We start from the raw sequence: 21211 nt of genomic DNA, 5'->3' as shown, positions 1-21211 counted from the left end.
GCATGAGTTCCTCCTTCATTGGTCAATCTAATGAAAAAGGAGGAGCCTATGCGTCTTTTATTTTATACTGTGCTGACCATGTCCCTTTCACCCATCTGGCCGCTTGGGCAAAACCCGCTTCCAGGAGACCCGTATGTCATTATTAATAAACAAACAAACGAGCTTGCGTATATTGATCATGGGAAAATTCAAAAAGTCTACCCGGCTTCTACTGGCAAAACAGCTGATTTAACGCCAGAAGGTGAATTTACGATTATGATCAAAGCGAAAGATCCTTATTACAGAAGAAAAAATATTGAAGGCGGCGCGAAGAATAACCCACTCGGCCGAAGGTGGATTGGATTTGATGCGCGAGGAACCGACGGGAGAACCTATGGCATTCATGGAACAAGTGATGAGACATCGATAGGGAAATTTATTACGGCGGGCTGTGTACGTCTTCATAATCAAGATGTAGAACGGCTATTTGATCAGCTTCCAGTTGGTACAAAGGTATGGATCACGACATCAAGCGATGCATTTGAAAAACTGGCCAAAGACAAACAGGCCATTCGTTAAAAAACGAATCACCTGCTTGTCTGCTTTTTTATCAACACTTTATAAAAAGGCTGCCGCTCCTGCTAAAAGTGAAGAAATTAACAGTAAGCTAATCATGAGCAATACCATAAATTTCATGAATTTCTGAGACATATCGCACCCCTATAATCAAATGTTTTTGCGACGAGCGCACCTTTCTTTATTCTAGCTCGTTTTTACGCAGGCGACAAGTGATGTACAAAGGAAGTGAACGGATGAATCAAATCGATCATATAGCCATTGCCGTTTTTTCAATTCAAAAAACAGCACGTACGTTCTCCAGGCTGTTTAACTGGGAATTTTCAGACATAGAAGTACTTCCAAATCAAGGGGTCAAAGTATCTTTTGCTTCCCTAGGTGATCTGCACATTGAGTTGATTGAACCGATATCAAATCACAGCACATTACATACCTTCTTAACAAAAAGAGGAGAGGGGCTTCATCATATTGCATTAAAGTCAGGTGACATTCAGGCTGATCTCAGTCAACTTGACGAGCTCGGCATGCAGCTCATTCAAAAGGACGCACAAAATGGTGCGAACGGAAAGCGCATCGCGTTTATTTCACCAAAAGAAACGTCAGGTGTGCTATTTGAATTGTGTGCGCCATTGAAAGGAGAGAAACAGGAAGATGCATGAATCGTTCAATGACTTGTCTGAATGGCGCGAGAAAGCTTTAAGGGGTGGCGGTGAAAAACGAGCAGCGGCTCACCGAAACAAAGGAAAGCTGACTGTTCGTCAGCGGCTTCATGAACTTCTTGATGAAGGCAGCTTTATGGAAATCCAGTCATTTGCTAAAGGCTCCCGCTCAGAGCATTTAGGGGATGGCGTTGTCACTGGGACGGGACTGATTCATGGGAAACAAGTAGGCGTTTATGCACAAGATGCGACCGTGTACGGGGGTTCACTAGGGGACATGCATGCGAAAAAAATAGCGGCTTTAATGGATTTGGCGGCTAAAAATCAAATGCCTGTTATCGGTCTAAAAGACTCAGGTGGTGCGAGAATTCAAGAGGGTGTGGTATCATTAGAGGGATATGGTCAGATTTTTAAACGGAATGTGCTGTACTCTGGTCAAATTCCGCAAATATCCGTTATTTTAGGCTCCTGTGCGGGAGGTGCAGTTTATTCACCTGCATTGACGGATTTTGTATTCATGACGGAGCAAACAGCTCATATGTTTTTAACTGGTCCGAAAGTGATAGAAAAAGCAACAGGAGAGACGGTCTGTCCTGACAAGCTTGGAGGTGCAGCAGTTCAGCATCAAACAAGCGGGAATGTGCACTATACAGGGAAAGATGAGAGAGACGTGTTAAAAGCAGTTCGAACGCTTTTAACGTACATACCAACGAAACGACGGCCTGTCATTCATCGTAAGGTGCAAAAGCATGATGCGAGCGATCTTGGGAACATCTTGCCAAAGGAGCCATCACGCACTTATGATGTCAAACAAGTGGTGACAGCGATCACCGACCACGGCTCATTTTTTGAAACGCAGCGTTGTTTCTCCAAAAATATCGTCACAGGTTTTGCCAGATTACAAGGGTCTTCCATTGGTCTTGTAGCCAATCAGCCTAAGGTGCTGGCAGGAAGCCTTGACCTCGATGCTGCTGATAAAGCGGCTCGGTTTATTCGATTTTGCGATGCATTTCATATTCCCATTTTAACCCTTGTGGACGTTCCTGGTTTTTTGCCAGGGGAGAAAGCTGAGCATGCAGGCATTATCCGCCACGGCGCAAAGCTTCTGTATGCGTACGCTGAGGCGACCGTTCCAAAGATCACTGTGATTTTGCGAAAGGCATTTGGCGGTGCATACGTTGCGATGAATAGTAAGGGATTAGGTGCTGACTTTGTATATGCATGGCCAGAGGCAGAAATTGATGTCATGGGAAAATCGTTTGCAGACGAAATTGTTCATCCTGCTTTGCGTGAGGTGGACAATGAACCTAGTGTCATGAAGGCAGCACAATTAGGATTAATCGACGATATTTTAATGCCAGATGAAACGAGAGAACGGCTCATTCGCTCATTTGACCTGCTTCGCAGTAAGGAAGAAGATAGACCGTTAAAAAAGCATGGAAACATGCCGCTATAAGAGGAGGAACATCATCATGATCAATGAGAAACGCTTATTAGACGAATTTTTAGAACTTGTTCAAATCGATTCAGAAACGAAACATGAAGAAAAAATTGTTGAAGTCCTAAAAGAGAAATTTACTGGTTTAGGGCTTAATGTAGTTGAAGATGATTCAAAAGAGACAACCGGCCACGGAGCAGGCAATCTTATTTGCACACTTGAAGGGAATCAAGAGGCAGATACGATTTATTTTACTTCTCATATGGATACAGTTGTACCAGGTAATGGTGTTAAGCCAGTCATTGAAGACGGCTATGTCAAGACAGATGGCACAACCATTCTTGGTGCTGACGATAAAACAGGGCTTGCTGCAATGTTTGAAGCGATCCGTGTCCTAAAAGAGAAAAATGTACCGCATGGCAAGATTGAATTTGTCATTACAGCTGGTGAAGAATCAGGACTTGTAGGAGCAAAAGCGTTAGATCCGAAACTGATGACAGCAAAATATGGTTATGCCCTTGATTCAGATGGCAAGGTCGGTACCATTATCGTGGCTGCGCCAACACAGGCGAAAGTACGCGCAACCATTTACGGAAAGACAGCTCACGCAGGTGTGGCACCAGAAAAAGGCGTCTCTGCGATTACGATTGCATCAAAAGCGATCGCCAGCATGCCGCTTGGCCGTATTGATGAAGAAACAACGGCGAATATTGGCCGCTTTGAAGGCGGAACACAAACGAATATTGTCTGTGATCAAGTGGATATTCTGGCAGAGGCACGTTCTTTAGAACCGGCAAAAATGGAAGCACAAGTAGCAAAAATGAAAAAAGCCTTTGAAAAAACTGCTAAAGAAATGGGCGGAAGTGCCGATGTACAAATTGACATCATGTATCCAGGCTTCAAATTCTCACACGGCGATCAAGTCGTTGAAGTGGCGAAAAAAGCGGCTGCGAAAATTGGCCGTCCTTCAGAACTACAGACAAGCGGGGGAGGCAGTGATGCAAACGTCATTGCTGGAAACGGCATCCCGACCGTCAACCTAGCTGTTGGATATGAAGATATTCATACGAAAAATGAGAAAATGCCGATTGAAGAATTAGTCAAGACAGCTGAAATGGTTCTCGCCATTATCGAAGAAACGACAAATCCATCGTAAAGGCAGGAGACTCTGTGAGCACGCAAAAGATCATTATTTTCCAAGTGGGACAAGAGGATTTTGGTATCAGCGTAGAGCATATACGCTCGATTGAGAAGGTCCCTTATTTACAAGAAGTATCGAACCTTCCAAAAGAGATTAAAGGACTCATGTCGTTAAGAGGAGAGGTCATTCCAGTCAGTGACACAGGTGTCATGCTGCACGGAAAACCTCTGGATGTAACCGAACAGTCTAAGGTTCTACTATTTGAATTAAACGATCAAATGATTGGCTGCCTTGTTTCTGATGCAAAAGATATCATTGATATCGAGCTAAGTGAGATCAAGCCATTTCATATGAACACAAAAGCATCTGAATATTTCTTCGGCGTCGTTGAGAGAGAGAACAAGATGATTTTACAAGTGGACCCTAATAAGTTTCTAGGGAAAATTGAGGATCTTGATCAATTGCCTGAGCGATTGAAAGAGGAATTGGCATAAACAAAGGCCCCTTATCCATGGATAAGGGGTCATTTTGCGTGCCGGAGCTCACGCATCTTTTATTTGATGCGCTCTACAGAAGATAAATAAAGCCTCCTTACCATGTTCGGGTAAGGGGGCTATCATTTATTCAGCTGCTGGGTTAATTGAATCGTTTGCCGCAGCTTTTGTTTTTGATTTTTGGTACATCACATTTAAAATAATCGTTTGAATGGTGAGTAAAAGTCCACTTGTCATCCAATATAAAGGAAGAGCAGCGGGAGCATTAATTGATAGAAACAGCATCATGACTGGGAAAATCATGCCCATGATTTTTGCTTGTTTCAGTGCGGCTTCTGTTTGGGTGCCTGATTGCTTTGCGAATTTTTGTGTGACGTAAAATTGCAAGAAATACATGGCCCCTGCAAAGATCGCCACTAAAAGATCAGTTTGTCCTAAGTTAAACCATAAGAACGAATGCGTCGCAATCTCAGGTGTTGAGCGGATTGCTGAGTAAAAGCCAAGAACAATTGGGATTTGAATCAGCATCGGCAGACAGCCCATTGCCAGCGGGTTCACATTGTTGTCTTTATATACTTTCATCATTTCCATTTGCAGTTCTTTTTGTTTTTCAGGTTCTTTCGTTTTTTTCAATTTGCTTTGTATTTGGTCAATCTGAGGTTTAACGAGTGCCATTTTCTCTTGCATCACTCTTTGCTTTTTAAATTGGTTTGCAAAAAGCGGGAAAATAAGCAGCCGGACAATCAATGTCACGAACATAATAGATAAACCGTAGTCATCATGGAAAAAGTTCGCAAGCCAGATAATCAACTCAGAAAAAGGCTGAACAAAATAATGATGGAAAAACCCATCAGAGCTTGTATTTGTTTGCGCACTGGCAGCAAATGCCGGTGACGCTACCATCATCAAAAATAAAGTCGTACAAATAGTCAATAAACGTTTCAATTCGTTTCCTCCTCAATAATAAAGTCTAATAAGAGAGAGGAAGCGAATGGTCTTCATCATCATTTGATGATCTTTTCATTCGAATGACTTTACTAATCCAAGTTGTAATGCGATCATATATGATAAACAGAAAGTCTGTTCGATTCAAACAAGATGCATCCAACTCTTCTAAACGATGTCCTCCGAGGTGCTCGTTCATTCGGCAGTCTTTTAATAAGAAAGCAATACCGATGGCGGTCAGCGCTGGAAGAATAATCGTAAAGAATTCAACAAGGAAAAAGACTTCATTGAATGTATCAATAATCATGATTATCACATCCATTTCATTACTCACAGTGTACTATACACCATATGAAATGTCTAATGGAACAAACAGGTGAAATCACGGTGAAGTGAAGGAAAGTAGATCACCTAAGGAGGCAAGCAAATGGCTGATTCTCAAAAGAAGGGGCGAATCATTTTTCATATTGATATGAATAGTTTTTATGCATCGGTAGAAATGGCGTATGATCCTTCTTTGAGAGGGAAACCTTTAGCCATTAGCGGAAATGCAAAAGAGCGCAAAGGGATAGTTGTGACCTGCAGCTACGAGGCAAGAGCACTCGGGGTGAAGCCGCCGATGCCACTCTGGGAAGCGAAGCGGCTATGTCCGGGACTGATTGTCCGTACACCCAACTTCGACCGGTACCGCAGCTCCTCACAAGAAATGTTTACTATACTAAGAGAATATAGTGACTTAGTTGAACCCGTTTCAATTGATGAAGGCTATATTGATTTAACCGATACACCTTATGCTGAGCATGCCGTGAAAACCGCTCATGATATTCAAACGAGGCTCGTAGAAGAGCTCATGCTTCCATCGAGTATTGGCATTGCACCGAATAAATTTCTAGCGAAGATGGCGTCTAATTGGAAAAAGCCAATGGGCATTACCATTTTGCGTAAACGAGATGTTCCGACAATGCTCTGGCCGCTCCCTGCAGGTGACATGCATGGGGTTGGACAGAAAACGGCAGATAAGCTGAAAACCATCGGAATTCATACAATTGAAGATTTAGCGAAAGCGAATGAATATGCGCTAAAAGAGTTATTAGGCATCAATGGACCGAGGTTAAAGCAAAAGGCAAACGGAGAGCATGACGGCATTGTCGACCCAGAAAGAATATACGAATTTAAATCTGTCGGAAATTCTTCCACTCTTCCTCACGATTCTGATGATACAGATGAACTCGTCTCATTAATAGAGAAACTGTCGCAATCGGTGAGTGCCAGATTACGAAGAAAAGAAGTAATGGCAAACCGGCTGCTCATTATGATTCGGTATGCAAGCTGGAAAAATATCACACGGAGCGTCACACTCACGAATCCTACTGATCGAAAGGAAGATCTATTTGAGGCGGCAAAGCAGCTATTCCTAAAGCATTGGAATGACCAGCCAGTAAGACTTTTAGGCGTGACGGGGACCGATCTTGTGGAACGAAAATCAGCCGTCAAGCAACTTGATTTATTCTCTTATACAGAAGATGCAAAAGACGAACCGCTCCAATCTCTTTTAGACGGACTGAAAGAAAAATACGGTAAACCACTCATTCAAAGAGGAGTGACCATTAAGGAAAAAGAGAGCAAAACAAGTGGTACAAGTTTTAATAAAGACTTTTTTCAGGACGAAAGAGGAAATGACTAGCCTGAAAACTTGATAAAAGAGGTGATGTTGTGGTAATTTCAAAGGGTACATCATTTCAGCAGTAATCAATATAGTGTGTTAGAAGGGACGTCAGAATTATGTCAAAACAACAAATCGGTGTCGTTGGACTAGCCGTTATGGGGAAAAACCTTGCCCTAAATATTGAAAGCCGCGGTTTCTCCGTGTCCGTTTATAACAGATCTAGCAGCAAAACAGAAGAGTTTCTTCAAGAATCACAAGGGAAAAACGTTGTAGGCACATACAGCATTGAAGAATTTGTTCAATCGCTTGAAACGCCGCGTAAAATTCTTTTAATGGTAAAAGCAGGCGCAGCAACAGATGCAACCATTCAATCATTACTTCCTCACCTAGAGAAAGGTGACATTTTAATTGATGGTGGAAATACATATTACAAGGATACACAAAGACGTAACCAAGAGCTTGCGGAAAGTGGTATTCACTTCATTGGTACAGGTGTTTCTGGCGGTGAAGAAGGCGCACTTAAAGGTCCTTCTATCATGCCTGGCGGTCAAAAAGAAGCGCACGAGCTAGTGAAACCAATTTTAGAAGCCATCTCTGCGAAAGTAGATGGTGAGCCTTGTACAACGTATATCGGTCCAGATGGAGCAGGACATTATGTCAAAATGGTTCATAACGGTATCGAGTACGGAGACATGCAATTGATCTCTGAATCATACTTTATCTTGAAGCATGTGGCAGGATTGTCAGCAGAGGAGCTTCATGAAGTATTCTCAGAGTGGAATAAAGGCGAGCTTGACAGCTACTTAATCGAAATTACAGCTGACATTTTCACAAAAGTGGATGAAGAAACAAATCAGCCGCTTGTGGATGTGATCTTAGATAAAGCTGGACAAAAAGGAACTGGGAAATGGACGAGCCAAAGCTCTCTTGATCTAGGTGTTCCGCTTCCAATCATTACTGAATCTGTTTTCGCGCGTTACATTTCAGCAATGAAAGATGAGCGTGTTGAAGCAAGTCAATTAATTGAAGGTCCTAAGCCAGCGCAATCAGCAGAGAATAAACAAGAGCTGATCGAAGCGGTTAGAAAAGCCCTATTCATGAGTAAAATCTGCTCATATGCACAAGGTTTTGCGCAAATGAAAGCAGCGTCTGATGAGTATAACTGGGATTTGAAATACGGTGAAATTGCCATGATCTTCCGTGGTGGATGTATCATTCGTGCAGCCTTCCTGCAGCAAATCAAAGAAGCATATGACCGTAACCCTGAATTGAAAAACCTATTGCTTGATCCTTACTTCAAGGATATCGTAGAAAGCTATCAATCATCACTTCGTAAAGTGATTTCACTTGCAGTAGAACAAGGTGTTCCTGTTCCTTCATTCTCAAGTGCCCTAGCTTACTTTGATAGCTATCGTACAGCTGTCCTTCCAGCTAACTTAATTCAAGCACAGCGTGACTACTTCGGCGCACATACATATGAGCGCACAGATAAAGAAGGCGTCTTCCATACTGAATGGATGAAATAAATATAAAACCTCAAAAGACCTTACCTTTGGTAAGGTCTTAGATTGTTGACAAAGGGCTAAAATGAACTTGATTTTAGCCCTTTGTCTTCTTTTTAGCGTGATAGAAAACCTTTGCAGGACTGACACCGAATGCGAGGGTTTGTCTACACGCTGTGACCTTACCTTTGGTAAGGTCTTTTTTGTGTTTACATCTATTCGGCTAAAAATCCGAAAAAGAGGGATGCTAAGTAAAAAAGAACAGAAAGTAGGGATAGAAGTGGGCATTTTATATGCACTTCTCCCAGCGATATTTTGGGGAAGTATTGTTCTCATCAGTGTCAAACTTGGCGGGAATGCCTATCAGCAAACACTCGGCATTACCCTCGGCGCTTTTTTGTTTTCAATCGGCGCCTATTTGATCAAAATGCCGGAACTGACACCGCTTATTTTTGCGGTTTCCGTTATCTCTGGGATCTTTTGGAGTATTGGGCAAATGAATCAGCTTTCAAGTGTCGCCTTTCTAGGGGTGTCAAAGGCTGTTCCTTTATCAACGGGTATGCAGCTTGTGAGCACGACATTATTTGGTGTCATTGTCTTCAAAGAATGGCAGACCATGACGGTCATACTTATTGGTTCTTGTGCCATTTTATTTATTATTGCTGGCGTTGTCATGACATCCCTCGGTCAAAAAAAGAGTGGCGGAAACGAGGGCGGCAATTTTAAAAAGGGAATCATCATTTTGCTCATCTCAACCGTAGGCTACGTCGGATACGTCGTCATTTTAAGATGGTTTCATATAGATGGTTGGTCTGCGCTCGTTCCGCAATCTGTCGGCATGCTGCTTTCATCGTTAGCGATTAGTCTAAAGCAAGACCCGTTTAGCAAATATACGTTCAGAAATATCATTGCTGGTCTTGTGTGGTCGACAGGAAATCTAGGGCTTCTTTTGGCGATTCCACTCATTGGCGTAGCAGTAAGTTTTTCCATGTCTCAAACAGGAATTGTCATCTCGACTTTAGGCGGTATTTATTTATTAAAAGAGAAAGCATCTAAAACAAGCTTTGTCATTGCAGGCTGCTTGATGATTATCGCAGGTGGTGTGCTACTAGGTTTTACAAAATAGGAGGTTTTAAGCGAATGTATCCAGATTTGGAAGGAAAAACAGTTCTCATCACAGGAGCAGGTACAGGGATAGGTCAGGCGATGGCGCGCCGGTTTGGACAAGAAAAAGCCAATGTAGTGATCAATTATTTCTCAGATAAAGAAAACCCGGACGACACGATTGCTGAGATTCAAAAAAGTGGCGGACAGGCTGTGAAAATTCAAGGGGATGTATCAAAAGAAGAGGATATGAAGGCGATGATTAATCAAGCTGTTGATACATATGGCAGTCTTGATGTCATGATCAATAATGCAGGAATTGAAAATGAAGTTCCTTCAACTGAAATGACGCTAGATAACTGGAACAAAGTGATGTCCACCAATTTAACAGGTATGTTTTTAGGGTGCCGTGATGCATTAAAGTATATGACAGAACACGGGATCGAGGGGTCGATTATTAATATGTCGTCGGTCCATCAGCAAATTCCGTGGCCTCATTTTGTCCATTATGCAGCAAGTAAAGGAGGCGCCAAGCTTTTGACAGAAACGCTGGCACTAGAATATGCCCCTAAAAAAATCCGTGTAAACAGTATTGCACCAGGTGCAATTGATACCCCCATCAATGCCGAAAAATTTGATGATCCAGCATTGAAAAAGGGCGTCATTGAGCTGATACCAATTGGCTATATCGGAAAGCCTGAAGAAGTGGCAGCATGTGCTGTCTGGCTTGCATCAAAAGAGGCGAGCTATGTGACAGGGTTGACGTTATATGTAGACGGCGGTATGACCAAGTACCCGGGATTCCAAGCAGGAAAAGGATAATCGTGCATATGTTGATCACGGGCTGGGCTCAGAGGATAACACAACATCAAATTATGATCTAGTATGTTGTCATGCTAGTGAAAAGCGTGAGCATAAACATTGCACACGCTTTTATCCATTTATTCGCCTTTTTCAAATATGGCTTCTTTGTTCTTCACGATGATGCTTACTTTCGTTTTGACACGAGGAACGCCATCTTTTTGAAGATAATCATATAAAATGGGTTCTATTTCATTGATATCTGTACGAAGTATTTTAGGTGATAACTCCTCGATAAATGGATCGTTTTTAACTGCTAGACAGTTCGCCATTGTATCGAGTGCAATTAAACTGAAAGGTCTTCCTTTGTTTAGCCAAGATTTCATTCTGAGCCATGTTGGAAAGCATGCTGATGCCAACCTGCCCCAACTGTCGTGAAAAGAGGAGCAATGAGACTCCATCCAATCAAGTATGTGATGTGAACGGAAACGATATAGGCTGGAGAGAGCCGTCATTGGCAATTCCTTTTCACTTACACATTTCAATTGATCAAAAATACGTCTCATTCCTTCCTCGGCTGGTAAACTACTGGCTGCTGCCCAAGAAAGCGGATGAAAAAATTTATGGGCATCATTCTCCCAAAGCTCTCTTACCCAATCCGAAGCTGCAGTACCTAAAACATTAGCTGCGATCTCCAGCATTCTTGATTTGACTTCATGATTTTCCGTTCCATAAAATCTAGCTTTTACAGACATCAACATTTTTTGTGTATCGTGTTTTTTCAGGGCATTGATGACATCGTATTGAAGAAACCATCTTGTGATTGAGAAATCTAATAAAGACTCCAAATCATGTTGAACCGCTTGTAATGTGGGTATTTTCTCTTCTGCTGTGACCAATACATCTTCTTCTGGCTGACAAGCCTCTCCGTCTTCTTCATAAAAATCATCGTGCAATAAAAATTTCTTTGGAGAGTGGATGATCGCTAAGTGATACCATTCAATTGGCCGTAAAGAATAGGTTAAGAGCCGCCTGTGACAATCATTGCATAAACGATAAGGCTGAGCTGGTTCATCAGAAATTTTTACAACATCAATCTCGTTTCTTTTACAGGCTTCACACAAATGAGTGACTGCCATGATATCGACTCCCTTTGATTGCAAAGATAAGAATAGATTCGAAAAGTAGCAGCAAAAGACGTTTACCTATCCATCAAATTGAGTGGGAATAGAAACTGTTTCCATCTCTGGGCAGTTACTTCTCATGATTTATGGGATGAAAAATTGGGTTTTTGAATGAGCTAAGTCATTCGCACTTATTTTAACAAAGTTCTCAAAGACTGTCTTCAGAAGAAGAAGCTACTTTATGGTTCATTCGGAGAGTATTTTTTAAAAGAAAAGGGTGTCTCGTTCATATCTGGATGAGATCTTTTTTGTTCTGAAAGCTTGTTGTGAGTATTGATACGGTCATTTTTAAAATAAAATACAGACATATATAATTAAATGTCTAGACATTTAAAAATAAAAATATATAATATTAACTGGAAGCGCTTTTATTACAACAATGGGGTGAGAGAAATGAAACGTATTTTATTAGCATGCAGTTCAGGTATGTCTACGAGTTTACTAGTCACAAAGATGAAGGCACATGCTGAGTCTATAGGGGAAGAAGCAGAGATTTGGGCAGTCGGACAAGACCAAGCGAAAAAAGAAATGGCACATGCCGATGTTGTATTAATTGGACCGCAAATGAGCTTTTTAAAAGGGGATCTTCAAAAAGAAGCTCAAAAATATGGGATTGAAGTAGAGGTCATCGATATGCAGGCGTATGGGCTAGCAGATGGACAAAAAGCGTATGAACAAGCGGTTTCATTGATGGGGGAATCTTAAAGGATGGAAAAGAAAACGCTCGAAGGACTCACGGAAGAACAAATCAGTTTTCAATTGATCTTACACAGCGGAAATGCACGAAGCAAATTGCTTCAATCTCTTAAACAATTTAGAGAAGGTCATGAAACAGTAGCATCTGACCTTCTCAAAGAAGCGGAAGATGACTTGCGGAATGCACATGATATTCATTTTCAAATGGTACAGCAAGAGGCAAGCGGAGAAACAATTTCATTCTCCTTGCTGCTCATGCATGCCGAAGATCATTTCATGTCAACGATGACAATAAAAGAGCTTGTGGGAGAGCTCTTACCGATATTGCAATCACTGAAACAATAAAGGGTGTAAACAAGGGGGGAAACCAATGTTTGATAAAATAAGTGCGATTTTGGTTCCGATTGCTGGGAGATTGAACAACAATCGCTATCTAGGGGTTTTAAGGGATGCCTTTATGCTTGCGTTCCCATTAACAATTTTTGGTTCCATCATGGTCGTATTAATGAATTTGCCATTTTTAGATAAGATCATGAGTCAAACAGCACTGGAAGGTGTTCAGTCTGCACTGAATATTGCACCGAGTGCGACCATCAGCATTATGAGTGTGTTTGTTGTATTTGGTATTGGCTACTATTTATCGAAAAGCTATGATGTGGAAGCTGTCTTTGGCGGTGTGATCGCTTTAGCCTCTTTTCTGCTCCTTACGCCATTTTTACTAGAGCAAGAGGGCGGTGCATCCATTGCAGGTGTCATCCCAGTCGATCGTTTAGGCGCAAAGGGAATGTTCCTTGGAATGATCACAGGCTTTTTGTCGGCTGAAATTTATCGCTATTTTGTCCAAAAGAAATTTGTCATCAATATGCCGCAAGGGGTTCCGCCAGCTGTTTCTAAGTCTTTTGCTGCACTCATCCCGGCTACTTTGACACTCACAACCTTTCTACTGATCAATATCATCATTACACAAGGGTTCAAAACCAACATGCATGACTTGATTTACAATGCGATTCAGGCGCCGCTTGTCGGACTTGGAAGCGGTATCATTCCGACCTTGATCGCTATTTTCTTTATACAAATTCTTTGGTTCTTTGGGCTCCACGGCCAAATTATTATCAACTCTGTCATGGACCCGATTTGGAATACATTGTCCATTCAAAATCTAGAAAGCTACACAAAAACAGGTGAGGTTCCGAACATCATCAGCAAGCAGTTTATCGAAATCTATACAGTGGGTATGGGTGGAACCGGTATGACGCTAGCTGTTGTGTTTACGATTTTAATTTTTCTTAAAAGTAAGCAATTGAAACAAGTAGCAAAGCTCGGCTTAGGACCAGGTTTATTTAACGTCAATGAACCCATTATCTTCGGTTTACCGATTGTGATGAACCCGCTTATTCTCATTCCATGGATTTTGGCGCCAATGGTGATTACTTGTATTTCTTATTTTGCGATGGCCGCAGGTATTGTGCCGCCTCCGACAGGCGTGAATATTCCATGGACAGTACCGATCTTTATTAGCGGAGTCATGGCAACGAATTCATTAGCGGGCGGTCTGCTTCAGCTGTTTAATTTAATGATTGTGTTTGTCATTTGGTTCCCGTTCCTAAAATTTATTGATCGTATGAATGTGAAAAATGAAAAAATAGTCACGACAGAAAAAACGAAACAAACAAACATCAAAGGTGAAGGAGACTCAATACATGTCGATGGAAACTAACAGTCAATCATATACATTTCCAGAAGGTTTCTGGTGGGGATCTTCTGCCTCTGCTACGCAAACAGAAGGCAGTTATCCAGGAGATGGAAAGGGACCAAACATTTGGGATCACTGGTTTGAAAAAGAGCCGAATCGTTTTTTTCAGGGCGTCGGTCCAGGCGTGACCTCGCAATTTTATCGTAAATACAAAGAGGATATCCGCCTCATGAAGGAGATTGGGCACAACTCGTTTCGTCTATCTATTTCATGGTCACGCCTTTTACCTGAGGGAAAAGGGGCTGTTAATGAAGAAGCTGTGGCTTTTTACAATGATGTGATCAATGAACTGATAGCGAGTGACATTGAACCATTTGTGAACTTGTATCATTTTGATATGCCAATGGCGCTTCAGGAGACGGGAGGATGGGTAAACAGGCAGGTCGTAGACGATTATGTCAGCTATGCGACATTGTGTTTTCAGCTTTTTGGCGACCGGGTGAAAAAATGGTTTACCCATAACGAGCCGATTGTTCCTGTAGAGGGTGGATATATGTATAGCTTCCATTATCCAAACGAAGTTGATTTCCAAAAGGCAGTGCAAGTTGGATTTCATGAGATTTTATCAAATGCTAAGGCCATTGCGGCTTATAAAGAGATGAAGCAGGATGGGAAAATAGGCATTATCCTCAACCTTACTCCTTCGTATCCGCGAAGCCAGAATCCGCGGGATGTCGAAGCAGCTGAGATGGCTGACGCCTTCTTTAACCGGTCCTTCCTAGATCCAGCTGTGAAAGGACATTTCCCTGAAAAGCTAGTGGACGTGTTAAAGAAAGAAGGATTGATGCCGGCTATGGAGGAAGGAGACCTTGAACTCATTCAAGAGAACACGATCGACCTTCTCGGCATCAACTATTATCAGCCAAGAAGAGTGAAAGCAAAGGAACATATGCCTCACCCTGATGCACCATTTATGCCAGACCATTATTTCGATTCTTTTGAAATGCCGGGCAGAAAAATGAATGTGTACCGCGGCTGGGAAATCTATGAAAAGGGTATTTACGATATATTGAAAAAAGTCCAGACAGACTATGGGAATATTGAATGCTTTATTTCTGAAAATGGAATGGGTGTCGAAGGAGAAGAGCGGTTTCAGGATGAAGAAGGAATGATTCATGACGATTACCGCATTGATTTTATTTCTGAGCATCTTAAATGGGTGCATCAAGCCATTCAAGAAGGAAGTCATGTAAAAGGCTATCATCTGTGGACGTTTATGGATAATTGGTCATGGTCGAATGCCTATAAAAATCGCTATGGATTTGTCTCAGTGGACCTTGAGAAAGACGGGAAACGTACCATCAAAAAAAGTGGCTACTGGTTTCAATCGGTTTCAGAGAATAATGGTTTCTAATCAAGATACTTGCTCTTTCCTTGAAAAGGGCAAGTATTTTTCTTATGTAAAGATGAAAGGGTTGAAATGAAAGTGGCTCGAACCTTTTAAGCGCACTAGGCTTAGTGTAGAATGAGAGGAAGGCTAGAAAGCGCTATAATAGGATATGAAAAAACAAGTCAGTTGGTGGTGTGAGATGACAAAGTACGAACTCATTTCAGAAGAAATTAGAAAAAGAATAGGAACAGCATATTATCCAGAAGATCAACCCATTCCAGATGAAAACTCGCTTGCCGCTGAATTTAAATGCAGCAGAATGACGATGAAGCGTGCGCTCGATCTTTTAGTGGCGGAAGGTCTGCTCTTTAGAAAAAGAGGTCATGGCACATTTATTGTGAAGGCAGCGCTAAATCAAGGTGCGATCAACGTATCAGGTCATGAAAATAAAGGGTTCACGAAAGTGATGGCAGATAAAAACGTGACGAGCCAAATCATTCGCTTTGATGTGCATTTTCCAAGTGAAGAGGTGGCAGCTCATTTATCCATTGACTCAAGCACACCCGTCTATGACATTATTCGGCTCCGTTTGGTGGAAGAAGAGCCATATGTATTAGAAAAAACCTTTATGCCTGTCAATGTCATTAAAGGAATAGATGAAGAGGTTTTATTGGGGTCTATCTATAGCTACATTACAAACACACTTCATTTAAAAGTGGCAGGAGCGCACAAAAAAATTAGAGCGGCTAAATCAGATCAGCTTGATCAGCAATATTTAGGCTGTGACCCTACGGATCCAGTGCTAGAAGTGGAGCAGGTGGCTTATTTAAACACAGGTCGGCCGTTTGAATATTCCTTTAGCCATCATCGCTATGATAAATTTGATTTTTCAACGGTTGAAATTACGAAAACACGACTTTAAAAAAAGAGCAGAACCCCCTCAATCGGGAGACTGCTCTTTTTTCGTTGATTTTATATATTCCACCAGTGATATCCATCTTTTTCAAGAAGCTGATCTGCTTCTTTTGGTCCCATAGAACCAGCAGGGTAATTTGGTTTTAACGTTTTGGTTTCAGCCCATTTTTTTGAAATTGGATCAACAAAGTTCCAAGACAGTGCCACTTCATCCCAGTGGGCAAAGTTTGTTGCGTCACCTAGCAAACAGTCATGAATCAGCTTTTCATACGCTTCTGGTGTATTCATGATGTCGTTGTAATTTGTTTGATAGTCCAGCTTAATTGGTTTAGCATACGTTCCGCCATCAAGCTTGCGAGCATTCAGGTGAAGGGTAATGCCTTCGTCTGGCTGAATGTGAATCACAAGTAAGTTTGGATGCATGGAATTCCCGTTTCCATAGTACAGGTTCATCGGAATGTCTTTAAATTGCACCACGATTTGAGTGGATTTCTTTTCTAGACGTTTTCCTGTACGAATGTAAAATGGTACCCCGGCCCATCTAAAGTTATCGATGAGAAGTTTCCCTGCAACGAATGTTTCTGTGTTGGAGTTTGGGTCCACATTTTGCTCTTCAAGATAGGAAGGAACCATATTGCCATCAATCGTTCCTGCATCATACTGTCCGCGGACAAAGAATTGATCCACTTCATCTTTCGAGAAAGGACGAAGCGCACGCAATGCTTTCCGTTTTTCGCTACGGATTTCCTCTGTATTGAGCTTAATCGGCGGCTCCATGGCTAGTAGTGCAACCATTTGAAGCATATGGTTTTGGACCATATCTCTCAGTGCACCAGAACTCTCGTAATATCTCGCACGGTCTTCGACGCCTAATGATTCACTCGATGTGATTTGAATGTTTGAAATGTAACGGTTTGTCCAAAGCGGTTCAAAGATCGCATTCGCAAAACGAATCACCTCAATGTTTTGCACCATCTGTTTACCGAGGTAGTGGTCAATACGATAAATTTGATCCTCTGTAAATGCATCTCGGATCTCTTCATTTAATGTTTTGGCACTAGGGAGGTCATGACCAAACGGTTTTTCAATGACAAGTCGAGACCATCCAGTCGTTTCTGATACGCCTTCACTTTTTAAAAACTTCGCAATGGTTCCGAAGAATTCCGGTGCCATCGCTAAATAGAACATCCGGTTATTTGGGATACTGTATGTATCTTCAAGACCAGAAAGAAGTGTGTTCAGTGCTTGATAGGAAGCAGGGCTTGAGACATCAAAGTCATGGTAATAGAAATGAGAAATAAATTCCTCTGCTTTTGCTTCTGCATCATCAGAAGAGACCGATTCTTTTACCACAGCTCTTAGGTCTTCATGAGACCAAGGACGACGTCCAACACCTACAACAGCGAATTGATCTCCAAGCTTTCCGCTATGATAAAGTCTATGTATAGAAGGGTAGAGCTTGCGTTTTGCAAGGTCTCCTGTTGCGCCAAAGATGACAATGACTGCTTTTGGATAGTTAGTTTCTGTATTCACGAAAAGTACCTCACTTTATTCGTAGCATTGTTGTAAAAACCGAGAATGTATGTACATTTTCTTTATTTTAAAGGTTCATTGTTCGTAAAGCAAACATTTGATTCGACTTTTTCTGCCCAAGTTTGACTTTTTTCAAAAATTCCGCTGAATTCACATTTATCCTGTCTTCATGTATTCTATATGAATGAAGAGATTGTATACCGGCTGTAGGAGGAAATCGTAATGGAACTGCTCTTTTTAGGAACAGGTGCAGGCATTCCTGCAAAAACAAGAAACGTCACTTGCACTGCGCTGAAGCTTTTAGAAGAGAGAAAAGCCGTGTGGCTTTTTGATTGCGGAGAAGCGACGCAGCATCAAATATTACATACAACGATTAAACCAAGAAAAATTGAGAAGATCTTTATCACGCATATGCACGGTGATCATGTATATGGTCTCCCAGGTCTGCTTGGCAGCAGGTCCTTTCAAGGCGGAGAGGATAAATTGACGATATATGGTCCAAGCGGCATTAAAGCTTTTGTAAACGCGGCACTTTCAGCGACGCAAACGCATTTGACTTATCCGCTGCATATCATAGAAATAGAGGAAGGGATCGTTTTTGAAGATGATACCTTTCAAGTAGAAGCAAAACGAGTGTCTCATGGGATCCCAGCTTACGGTTATCGGGTCGTGGAAAAAGATGTACCCGGTGCACTAAAAGCCGAAGACCTAAAAAAAATCGGTGTAAAACCTGGACCTTTGTATCAGAAGTTGAAAAATGGGGAAACCGTTACACTCGAAGATGGAAGAATGATTGATGGAACCGATTATTTGGAACCCCCTAAAAAAGGGAGAATCGTTGCATTTTCAGGAGATACCCGTTTGTGCGAGAATATAACAAGGCTTGCCAAGAATGCGGATGTGTTAGTCCATGAAGCAACATTTGGGAAAGAAGATGCAGAACTAGCCTATAATTATTATCACAGTACGACAGAACAGGCAGCAAAAACAGCGCAGGAAGCAGGCGCAAAAAGACTGATTTTGACTCATATTAGTGCACGGTACCAAGGGGAAGAGTCAATGAAACAATTACTCAAAGAAGCCCGCGATATATTCCCGCTGACTGAAGCTGCACATGATTTCTTTTCTTTTCCTATTGACCGTACCCTGTAAAAATTGGATGAATCGTCAAAAATAGTTGTGTGATTTTTTTGATATTTATGATGACGCTCTTTTTCAGGTAGTGGTAAAATGGTGAAGAAAAAACAAATGACGAATTACACTATGAAGAATACGGGAGGCACAATCAAAGATGAGCGGTTTTACAGCGTTAAGTGAAGCAGAATTAAATGACCTATATGCAGCACGACAAAAAGAGTATGAAACGTACAAAAGTAAAAACTTACACTTAGACATGTCTAGAGGGAAACCTTCACCAAAACAGCTCGATTTATCTATGGGCATGCTCGATGTCGTGACATCAAAGGATGCAATGACAGCTGAGGATGGTACAGATGTGCGAAACTATGGCGGCTTGACAGGCCTTCCTGAAACAAAGAATTTTTTTGCAAGTGTGCTCAATCTGAAGCCAGAACAAATCATCATTGGCGGTAATTCTAGCCTAAATATGATGCATGACACAATTGCCCGTGCCATGACTCACGGCGTATATGGCAGCAAAACACCTTGGGGCAAGCTTCCAAAGGTAAAATTCCTAGCACCAAGCCCAGGGTATGATCGTCATTTTGCCATTTGTGAGCATTTTAACATAGAGATGATTACGGTAGATATGAAGTCGGATGGACCTGACATGGATCAGGTAGAAAAATTGGTTGCAGAAGATGAAGCCATCAAAGGGATTTGGTGTGTACCGAAATATAGCAACCCTGACGGCATTACGTATTCAGATGAGGTTGTCGACCGTCTTGCTTCCATGCAGACAAAAGCAGACGACTTCCGTATTTTTTGGGATGATGCCTATGCAGTCCACCATCTAACAGATACGCCTGATACGTTAAAAGATATTTTTCAAGCAGTAGACAAAGCAGGACATGCAAACCGTGTGTTTATGTTCGCCTCTACTTCTAAAATTACGTTCCCAGGCTCGGGTGTTGCACTGATGGCATCTAGTCAGGACAACGTCAGCTTTATTCAAAAACAGTTATCAGTTCAAACCATTGGGCCAGATAAAATCAATCAATTAAGACACCTTCGTTTCTTCAAGAATCCAGAAGGATTGAAGGAACATATGAAAAAGCATGCAGCGATTATTAAGCCGAAATTTGACCTCGTTCTTTCGATCCTTGATGAAAAGCTTGGTGGAACAGGCATCGCTGAGTGGCACAAACCAAATGGCGGATATTTTATTAGCTTAAATACACTCGATCATTGTGCAAAAGCTGTTGTGCAAAAAGCGAAAGAAGCCGGTGTGACACTAACAGGTGCAGGGGCGACATATCCTTATGGAAACGACCCGCTTGATCGTAACATCCGTATTGCGCCAACGTTCCCAACGCTTGAAGAACTAGAGCAGGCGATTGACATCTTTACGTTATGCGTTCAGCTTGTCAGCATTGAAAAGCTGCTGTCTGAGAAAAGTCAATCAGCACCAACGGTATAATGAAAAAACTCCTTGACTGATGTCCGGTCAAGGAGTTTTTGTTTTTAGTTGGCTGTTTGATAATAAGTGGCAGGCTGTTTTGCTGCACACCATACATCATAAATCGCAAGCTGCACAATATGTGGTTCATCGTGATGAATATAGTGCGAGCTGTTCTGCGCCTGAATCCATCCGCTTTGGGATGACAATGTGAGCATTCGTTTATGAAGCCTGAGCCAAGCTTCATGTGCTGGATGAAACAAGCGGCTTTTGCCTGATGAAATGACAAGAAGGGGCATCATCCCATAATGCGTTTGCTCCTCTTTGATCGTACGCAGCATTTGCTCAAAGTCCTCATGTGTACATTCTGCTGTGAACTGCGCCATATATGAAGTGCGTTCTTCCTTTGATAAGAGCGGCAGAATGACCTGCTCTTGCTCCTCACTTGCTGGGTCTAGAAGGACCATACCGATAACATCTTCTTTTCTGCGGCTTGCCCATAAGCGACTGACAAGAGAGCCAAATGAGTGCGCCACAATGAGAAATGGCGGCTGAATATTGGCTTGATGTAAGAGTGTATCTAAATCATCCGCAAGATCATGCAAAGTTCTTCCTTCTTTGCTTTCGCTGCTTTTTCCATTACCTAAACGGTCATATAAGAAAACACCAAGCTCTGGGTCAATATCACGAGCGATATTCGCCCACGTATCGCCTGAAATTCCATATCCTGCTTCAAAAATAATGGTGGCTTGCTTTTTTCCTTGACGATGCCTTGTATAAAAGTGATGTCCATCTATATGATACGTTCTTTCAATCAATGCCGAGTTCATTCTTCCATCTCCTCTAAGTGGTTCTTTAGCTAAAAGACGGCACAAAAGGCAAAGATGTTTCTCTTAAAAACAAAAAAGATGCCTATT

General features: G+C 41.9%; 22 protein-coding genes. 16 read left to right on the top strand and 6 right to left on the bottom strand.

What is annotated here, in order from left to right:
- Window positions 1-48 precede the first annotated feature (48 nt).
- A complete protein-coding gene (locus KVT11_RS11720) occupies window positions 49-558 on the top strand; it encodes a L,D-transpeptidase (protein ID WP_008342241.1) in 510 nt (169 codons plus the stop codon).
- Between the two features lie 39 nt (window positions 559-597).
- Here the strand turns inward: KVT11_RS11720 and prli42 are convergent, their stop codons facing one another.
- Complete coding sequence (gene prli42, locus KVT11_RS11715) at window positions 598-690, bottom strand: stressosome-associated protein Prli42 (protein WP_017357951.1); 93 nt, start codon at window positions 688-690, stop codon at window positions 598-600.
- 101 nt (window positions 691-791) lie between these two features.
- On the opposite strand from prli42, the gene mce reads away from it, so the two are divergent.
- The 4 genes from mce to KVT11_RS11695 are packed head-to-tail and all read left to right on the top strand — an operon-like array spanning window position 792 to window position 4287.
- On the top strand, window positions 792-1214 hold the full coding sequence (gene mce / locus KVT11_RS11710) for a methylmalonyl-CoA epimerase (RefSeq protein ID WP_017367566.1): 423 nt from the start codon (window positions 792-794) through the stop codon (window positions 1212-1214).
- Window positions 1207-2670, top strand: coding sequence for an acyl-CoA carboxylase subunit beta (locus KVT11_RS11705; protein ID WP_210552095.1), 1464 nt, complete (start codon window positions 1207-1209; stop codon window positions 2668-2670). The genes mce and KVT11_RS11705 overlap by 8 nt, the downstream gene beginning before the upstream one ends.
- Window positions 2671-2686: 16 nt before the next feature.
- Window positions 2687-3808, top strand: a complete 1122-nt coding sequence (locus KVT11_RS11700; RefSeq protein ID WP_116307120.1) for a tripeptidase T — start codon at window positions 2687-2689, stop codon at window positions 3806-3808.
- Window positions 3809-3822: 14 nt separating this feature from the next.
- Window positions 3823-4287 carry a chemotaxis protein CheW gene (locus KVT11_RS11695; RefSeq protein ID WP_008342245.1) on the top strand — a complete coding sequence of 155 codons (465 nt, stop codon included), beginning with the start codon at window positions 3823-3825 and terminating at the stop codon, window positions 4285-4287.
- Between the two features lie 126 nt (window positions 4288-4413).
- Here the strand turns inward: KVT11_RS11695 and KVT11_RS11690 are convergent, their stop codons facing one another.
- Together KVT11_RS11690 and KVT11_RS11685 are read right to left on the bottom strand one after the other, a co-directional pair.
- A complete protein-coding gene (locus KVT11_RS11690) occupies window positions 4414-5232 on the bottom strand; it encodes a membrane protein insertase YidC (protein WP_007501121.1) in 819 nt (272 codons plus the stop codon).
- A 25-nt stretch (window positions 5233-5257) separates the two neighbouring features.
- Window positions 5258-5539 (bottom strand): hypothetical protein, encoded by a 282-nt coding sequence (locus KVT11_RS11685; RefSeq protein WP_008342247.1) that lies wholly within the window; start codon window positions 5537-5539, stop codon window positions 5258-5260.
- 120 nt (window positions 5540-5659) lie between these two features.
- Between KVT11_RS11685 and KVT11_RS11680 the strand changes: the two genes are divergently transcribed.
- The 4 genes from KVT11_RS11680 (at window position 5660) to KVT11_RS11665 (ending at window position 10326) form a co-directional block, all read left to right on the top strand.
- Window positions 5660-6916 (top strand): DNA polymerase IV, encoded by a 1257-nt coding sequence (locus tag KVT11_RS11680; protein ID WP_007501120.1) that lies wholly within the window; start codon window positions 5660-5662, stop codon window positions 6914-6916.
- A gap of 98 nt (window positions 6917-7014) precedes the next feature.
- A complete protein-coding gene (gndA, locus tag KVT11_RS11675; RefSeq protein ID WP_017357947.1) occupies window positions 7015-8424 on the top strand; it encodes an NADP-dependent phosphogluconate dehydrogenase in 1410 nt (469 codons plus the stop codon).
- A gap of 256 nt (window positions 8425-8680) precedes the next feature.
- Complete coding sequence (locus tag KVT11_RS11670; RefSeq protein ID WP_024718904.1) at window positions 8681-9526, top strand: GRP family sugar transporter; 846 nt, start codon at window positions 8681-8683, stop codon at window positions 9524-9526.
- Between the two features lie 14 nt (window positions 9527-9540).
- Window positions 9541-10326, top strand: a complete 786-nt coding sequence (locus tag KVT11_RS11665; protein ID WP_017367560.1) for a glucose 1-dehydrogenase — start codon at window positions 9541-9543, stop codon at window positions 10324-10326.
- 119 nt (window positions 10327-10445) lie between these two features.
- Here KVT11_RS11665 and KVT11_RS11660 read toward each other — a convergent pair whose 3' ends face one another.
- Entirely contained in the window at window positions 10446-11444 is a 999-nt protein-coding gene (locus KVT11_RS11660; RefSeq protein WP_210552094.1) for a hypothetical protein, read from the bottom strand.
- Window positions 11445-11882: 438 nt separating this feature from the next.
- Here KVT11_RS11660 and KVT11_RS11655 point away from each other — a divergent pair, with 438 nt between their 5' ends.
- The 5 genes from KVT11_RS11655 (at window position 11883) to KVT11_RS11635 (ending at window position 16190) form a co-directional block, all read left to right on the top strand.
- The gene (locus tag KVT11_RS11655) at window positions 11883-12194 is read left to right on the top strand and encodes a PTS sugar transporter subunit IIB (RefSeq protein ID WP_017367558.1); all 312 of its coding nucleotides are present in this window, start codon (window positions 11883-11885) and stop codon (window positions 12192-12194) included.
- Window positions 12195-12197: 3 nt separating this feature from the next.
- Window positions 12198-12530 carry a PTS sugar transporter subunit IIA gene (locus KVT11_RS11650; protein WP_017357943.1) on the top strand — a complete coding sequence of 111 codons (333 nt, stop codon included), beginning with the start codon at window positions 12198-12200 and terminating at the stop codon, window positions 12528-12530.
- Between the two features lie 25 nt (window positions 12531-12555).
- Window positions 12556-13902, top strand: coding sequence for a PTS cellobiose transporter subunit IIC (celB, locus tag KVT11_RS11645; protein ID WP_007501108.1), 1347 nt, complete (start codon window positions 12556-12558; stop codon window positions 13900-13902).
- Window positions 13886-15292: a glycoside hydrolase family 1 protein gene (locus tag KVT11_RS11640; protein WP_035390766.1), complete on the top strand. Its 1407-nt coding sequence runs from the start codon at window positions 13886-13888 to the stop codon at window positions 15290-15292. Before celB ends, KVT11_RS11640 begins: the two co-directional genes overlap by 17 nt.
- Window positions 15293-15467: 175 nt before the next feature.
- Complete coding sequence (locus tag KVT11_RS11635) at window positions 15468-16190, top strand: GntR family transcriptional regulator (protein ID WP_017357941.1); 723 nt, start codon at window positions 15468-15470, stop codon at window positions 16188-16190.
- A 50-nt stretch (window positions 16191-16240) separates the two neighbouring features.
- On the opposite strand, the gene zwf is transcribed toward KVT11_RS11635, so the two are convergent.
- The gene (zwf, locus tag KVT11_RS11630) at window positions 16241-17716 is read right to left on the bottom strand and encodes a glucose-6-phosphate dehydrogenase (RefSeq protein ID WP_035390764.1); all 1476 of its coding nucleotides are present in this window, start codon (window positions 17714-17716) and stop codon (window positions 16241-16243) included.
- Between the two features lie 222 nt (window positions 17717-17938).
- Between zwf and rnz the strand changes: the two genes are divergently transcribed.
- Both rnz and KVT11_RS11620 read left to right on the top strand, forming a co-directional pair.
- On the top strand, window positions 17939-18868 hold the full coding sequence (rnz, locus tag KVT11_RS11625) for a ribonuclease Z (protein ID WP_035702824.1): 930 nt from the start codon (window positions 17939-17941) through the stop codon (window positions 18866-18868).
- Window positions 18869-19007: 139 nt separating this feature from the next.
- Window positions 19008-20315 (top strand): aspartate aminotransferase type Ic, encoded by a 1308-nt coding sequence (locus KVT11_RS11620; protein ID WP_035702826.1) that lies wholly within the window; start codon window positions 19008-19010, stop codon window positions 20313-20315.
- A gap of 44 nt (window positions 20316-20359) precedes the next feature.
- On the opposite strand, the gene KVT11_RS11615 is transcribed toward KVT11_RS11620, so the two are convergent.
- Window positions 20360-21124, bottom strand: coding sequence for an alpha/beta fold hydrolase (locus KVT11_RS11615; RefSeq protein WP_008342277.1), 765 nt, complete (start codon window positions 21122-21124; stop codon window positions 20360-20362).
- Window positions 21125-21211: the final 87 nt, after the last annotated feature.

The sequence above is a fragment of the Bacillus sp. GbtcB10 genome (genome assembly GCF_019091365.1).
Taxonomy (GTDB): domain Bacteria; phylum Bacillota; class Bacilli; order Bacillales; family Bacillaceae; genus Bacillus; species Bacillus altitudinis.
The sequence above is the reverse complement of the archived record's forward strand: the minus strand, read 5'-3'. Positions and strand labels throughout refer to the sequence as shown.

Bases quoted from the DNA above. Each gene is read 5' to 3' on its own strand.
- KVT11_RS11720 (WP_008342241.1), top strand. From the start codon at position 49: ATGCGTCTTTTATTTTATACTGTGCTGACCATGTCCCTTTCACCCATC.
- prli42 (WP_017357951.1), bottom strand. From the start codon at position 690: ATGTCTCAGAAATTCATGAAATTTATGGTATTGCTCATGATTAGCTTA.
- mce (WP_017367566.1), top strand. From the start codon at position 792: ATGAATCAAATCGATCATATAGCCATTGCCGTTTTTTCAATTCAAAAA.
- KVT11_RS11705 (WP_210552095.1), top strand. From the start codon at position 1,207: ATGCATGAATCGTTCAATGACTTGTCTGAATGGCGCGAGAAAGCTTTA.
- KVT11_RS11700 (WP_116307120.1), top strand. From the start codon at position 2,687: ATGATCAATGAGAAACGCTTATTAGACGAATTTTTAGAACTTGTTCAA.
- KVT11_RS11685 (WP_008342247.1), bottom strand. From the start codon at position 5,539: ATGATTATTGATACATTCAATGAAGTCTTTTTCCTTGTTGAATTCTTT.
- KVT11_RS11680 (WP_007501120.1), top strand. From the start codon at position 5,660: ATGGCTGATTCTCAAAAGAAGGGGCGAATCATTTTTCATATTGATATG.
- gndA (WP_017357947.1), top strand. From the start codon at position 7,015: ATGTCAAAACAACAAATCGGTGTCGTTGGACTAGCCGTTATGGGGAAA.
- KVT11_RS11665 (WP_017367560.1), top strand. From the start codon at position 9,541: ATGTATCCAGATTTGGAAGGAAAAACAGTTCTCATCACAGGAGCAGGT.
- KVT11_RS11660 (WP_210552094.1), bottom strand. From the start codon at position 11,444: ATGGCAGTCACTCATTTGTGTGAAGCCTGTAAAAGAAACGAGATTGAT.
- KVT11_RS11655 (WP_017367558.1), top strand. From the start codon at position 11,883: ATGAAACGTATTTTATTAGCATGCAGTTCAGGTATGTCTACGAGTTTA.
- KVT11_RS11650 (WP_017357943.1), top strand. From the start codon at position 12,198: ATGGAAAAGAAAACGCTCGAAGGACTCACGGAAGAACAAATCAGTTTT.
- celB (WP_007501108.1), top strand. From the start codon at position 12,556: ATGTTTGATAAAATAAGTGCGATTTTGGTTCCGATTGCTGGGAGATTG.
- KVT11_RS11640 (WP_035390766.1), top strand. From the start codon at position 13,886: ATGTCGATGGAAACTAACAGTCAATCATATACATTTCCAGAAGGTTTC.
- KVT11_RS11635 (WP_017357941.1), top strand. From the start codon at position 15,468: ATGACAAAGTACGAACTCATTTCAGAAGAAATTAGAAAAAGAATAGGA.
- rnz (WP_035702824.1), top strand. From the start codon at position 17,939: ATGGAACTGCTCTTTTTAGGAACAGGTGCAGGCATTCCTGCAAAAACA.
- KVT11_RS11620 (WP_035702826.1), top strand. From the start codon at position 19,008: ATGAGCGGTTTTACAGCGTTAAGTGAAGCAGAATTAAATGACCTATAT.
- KVT11_RS11615 (WP_008342277.1), bottom strand. From the start codon at position 21,124: ATGAACTCGGCATTGATTGAAAGAACGTATCATATAGATGGACATCAC.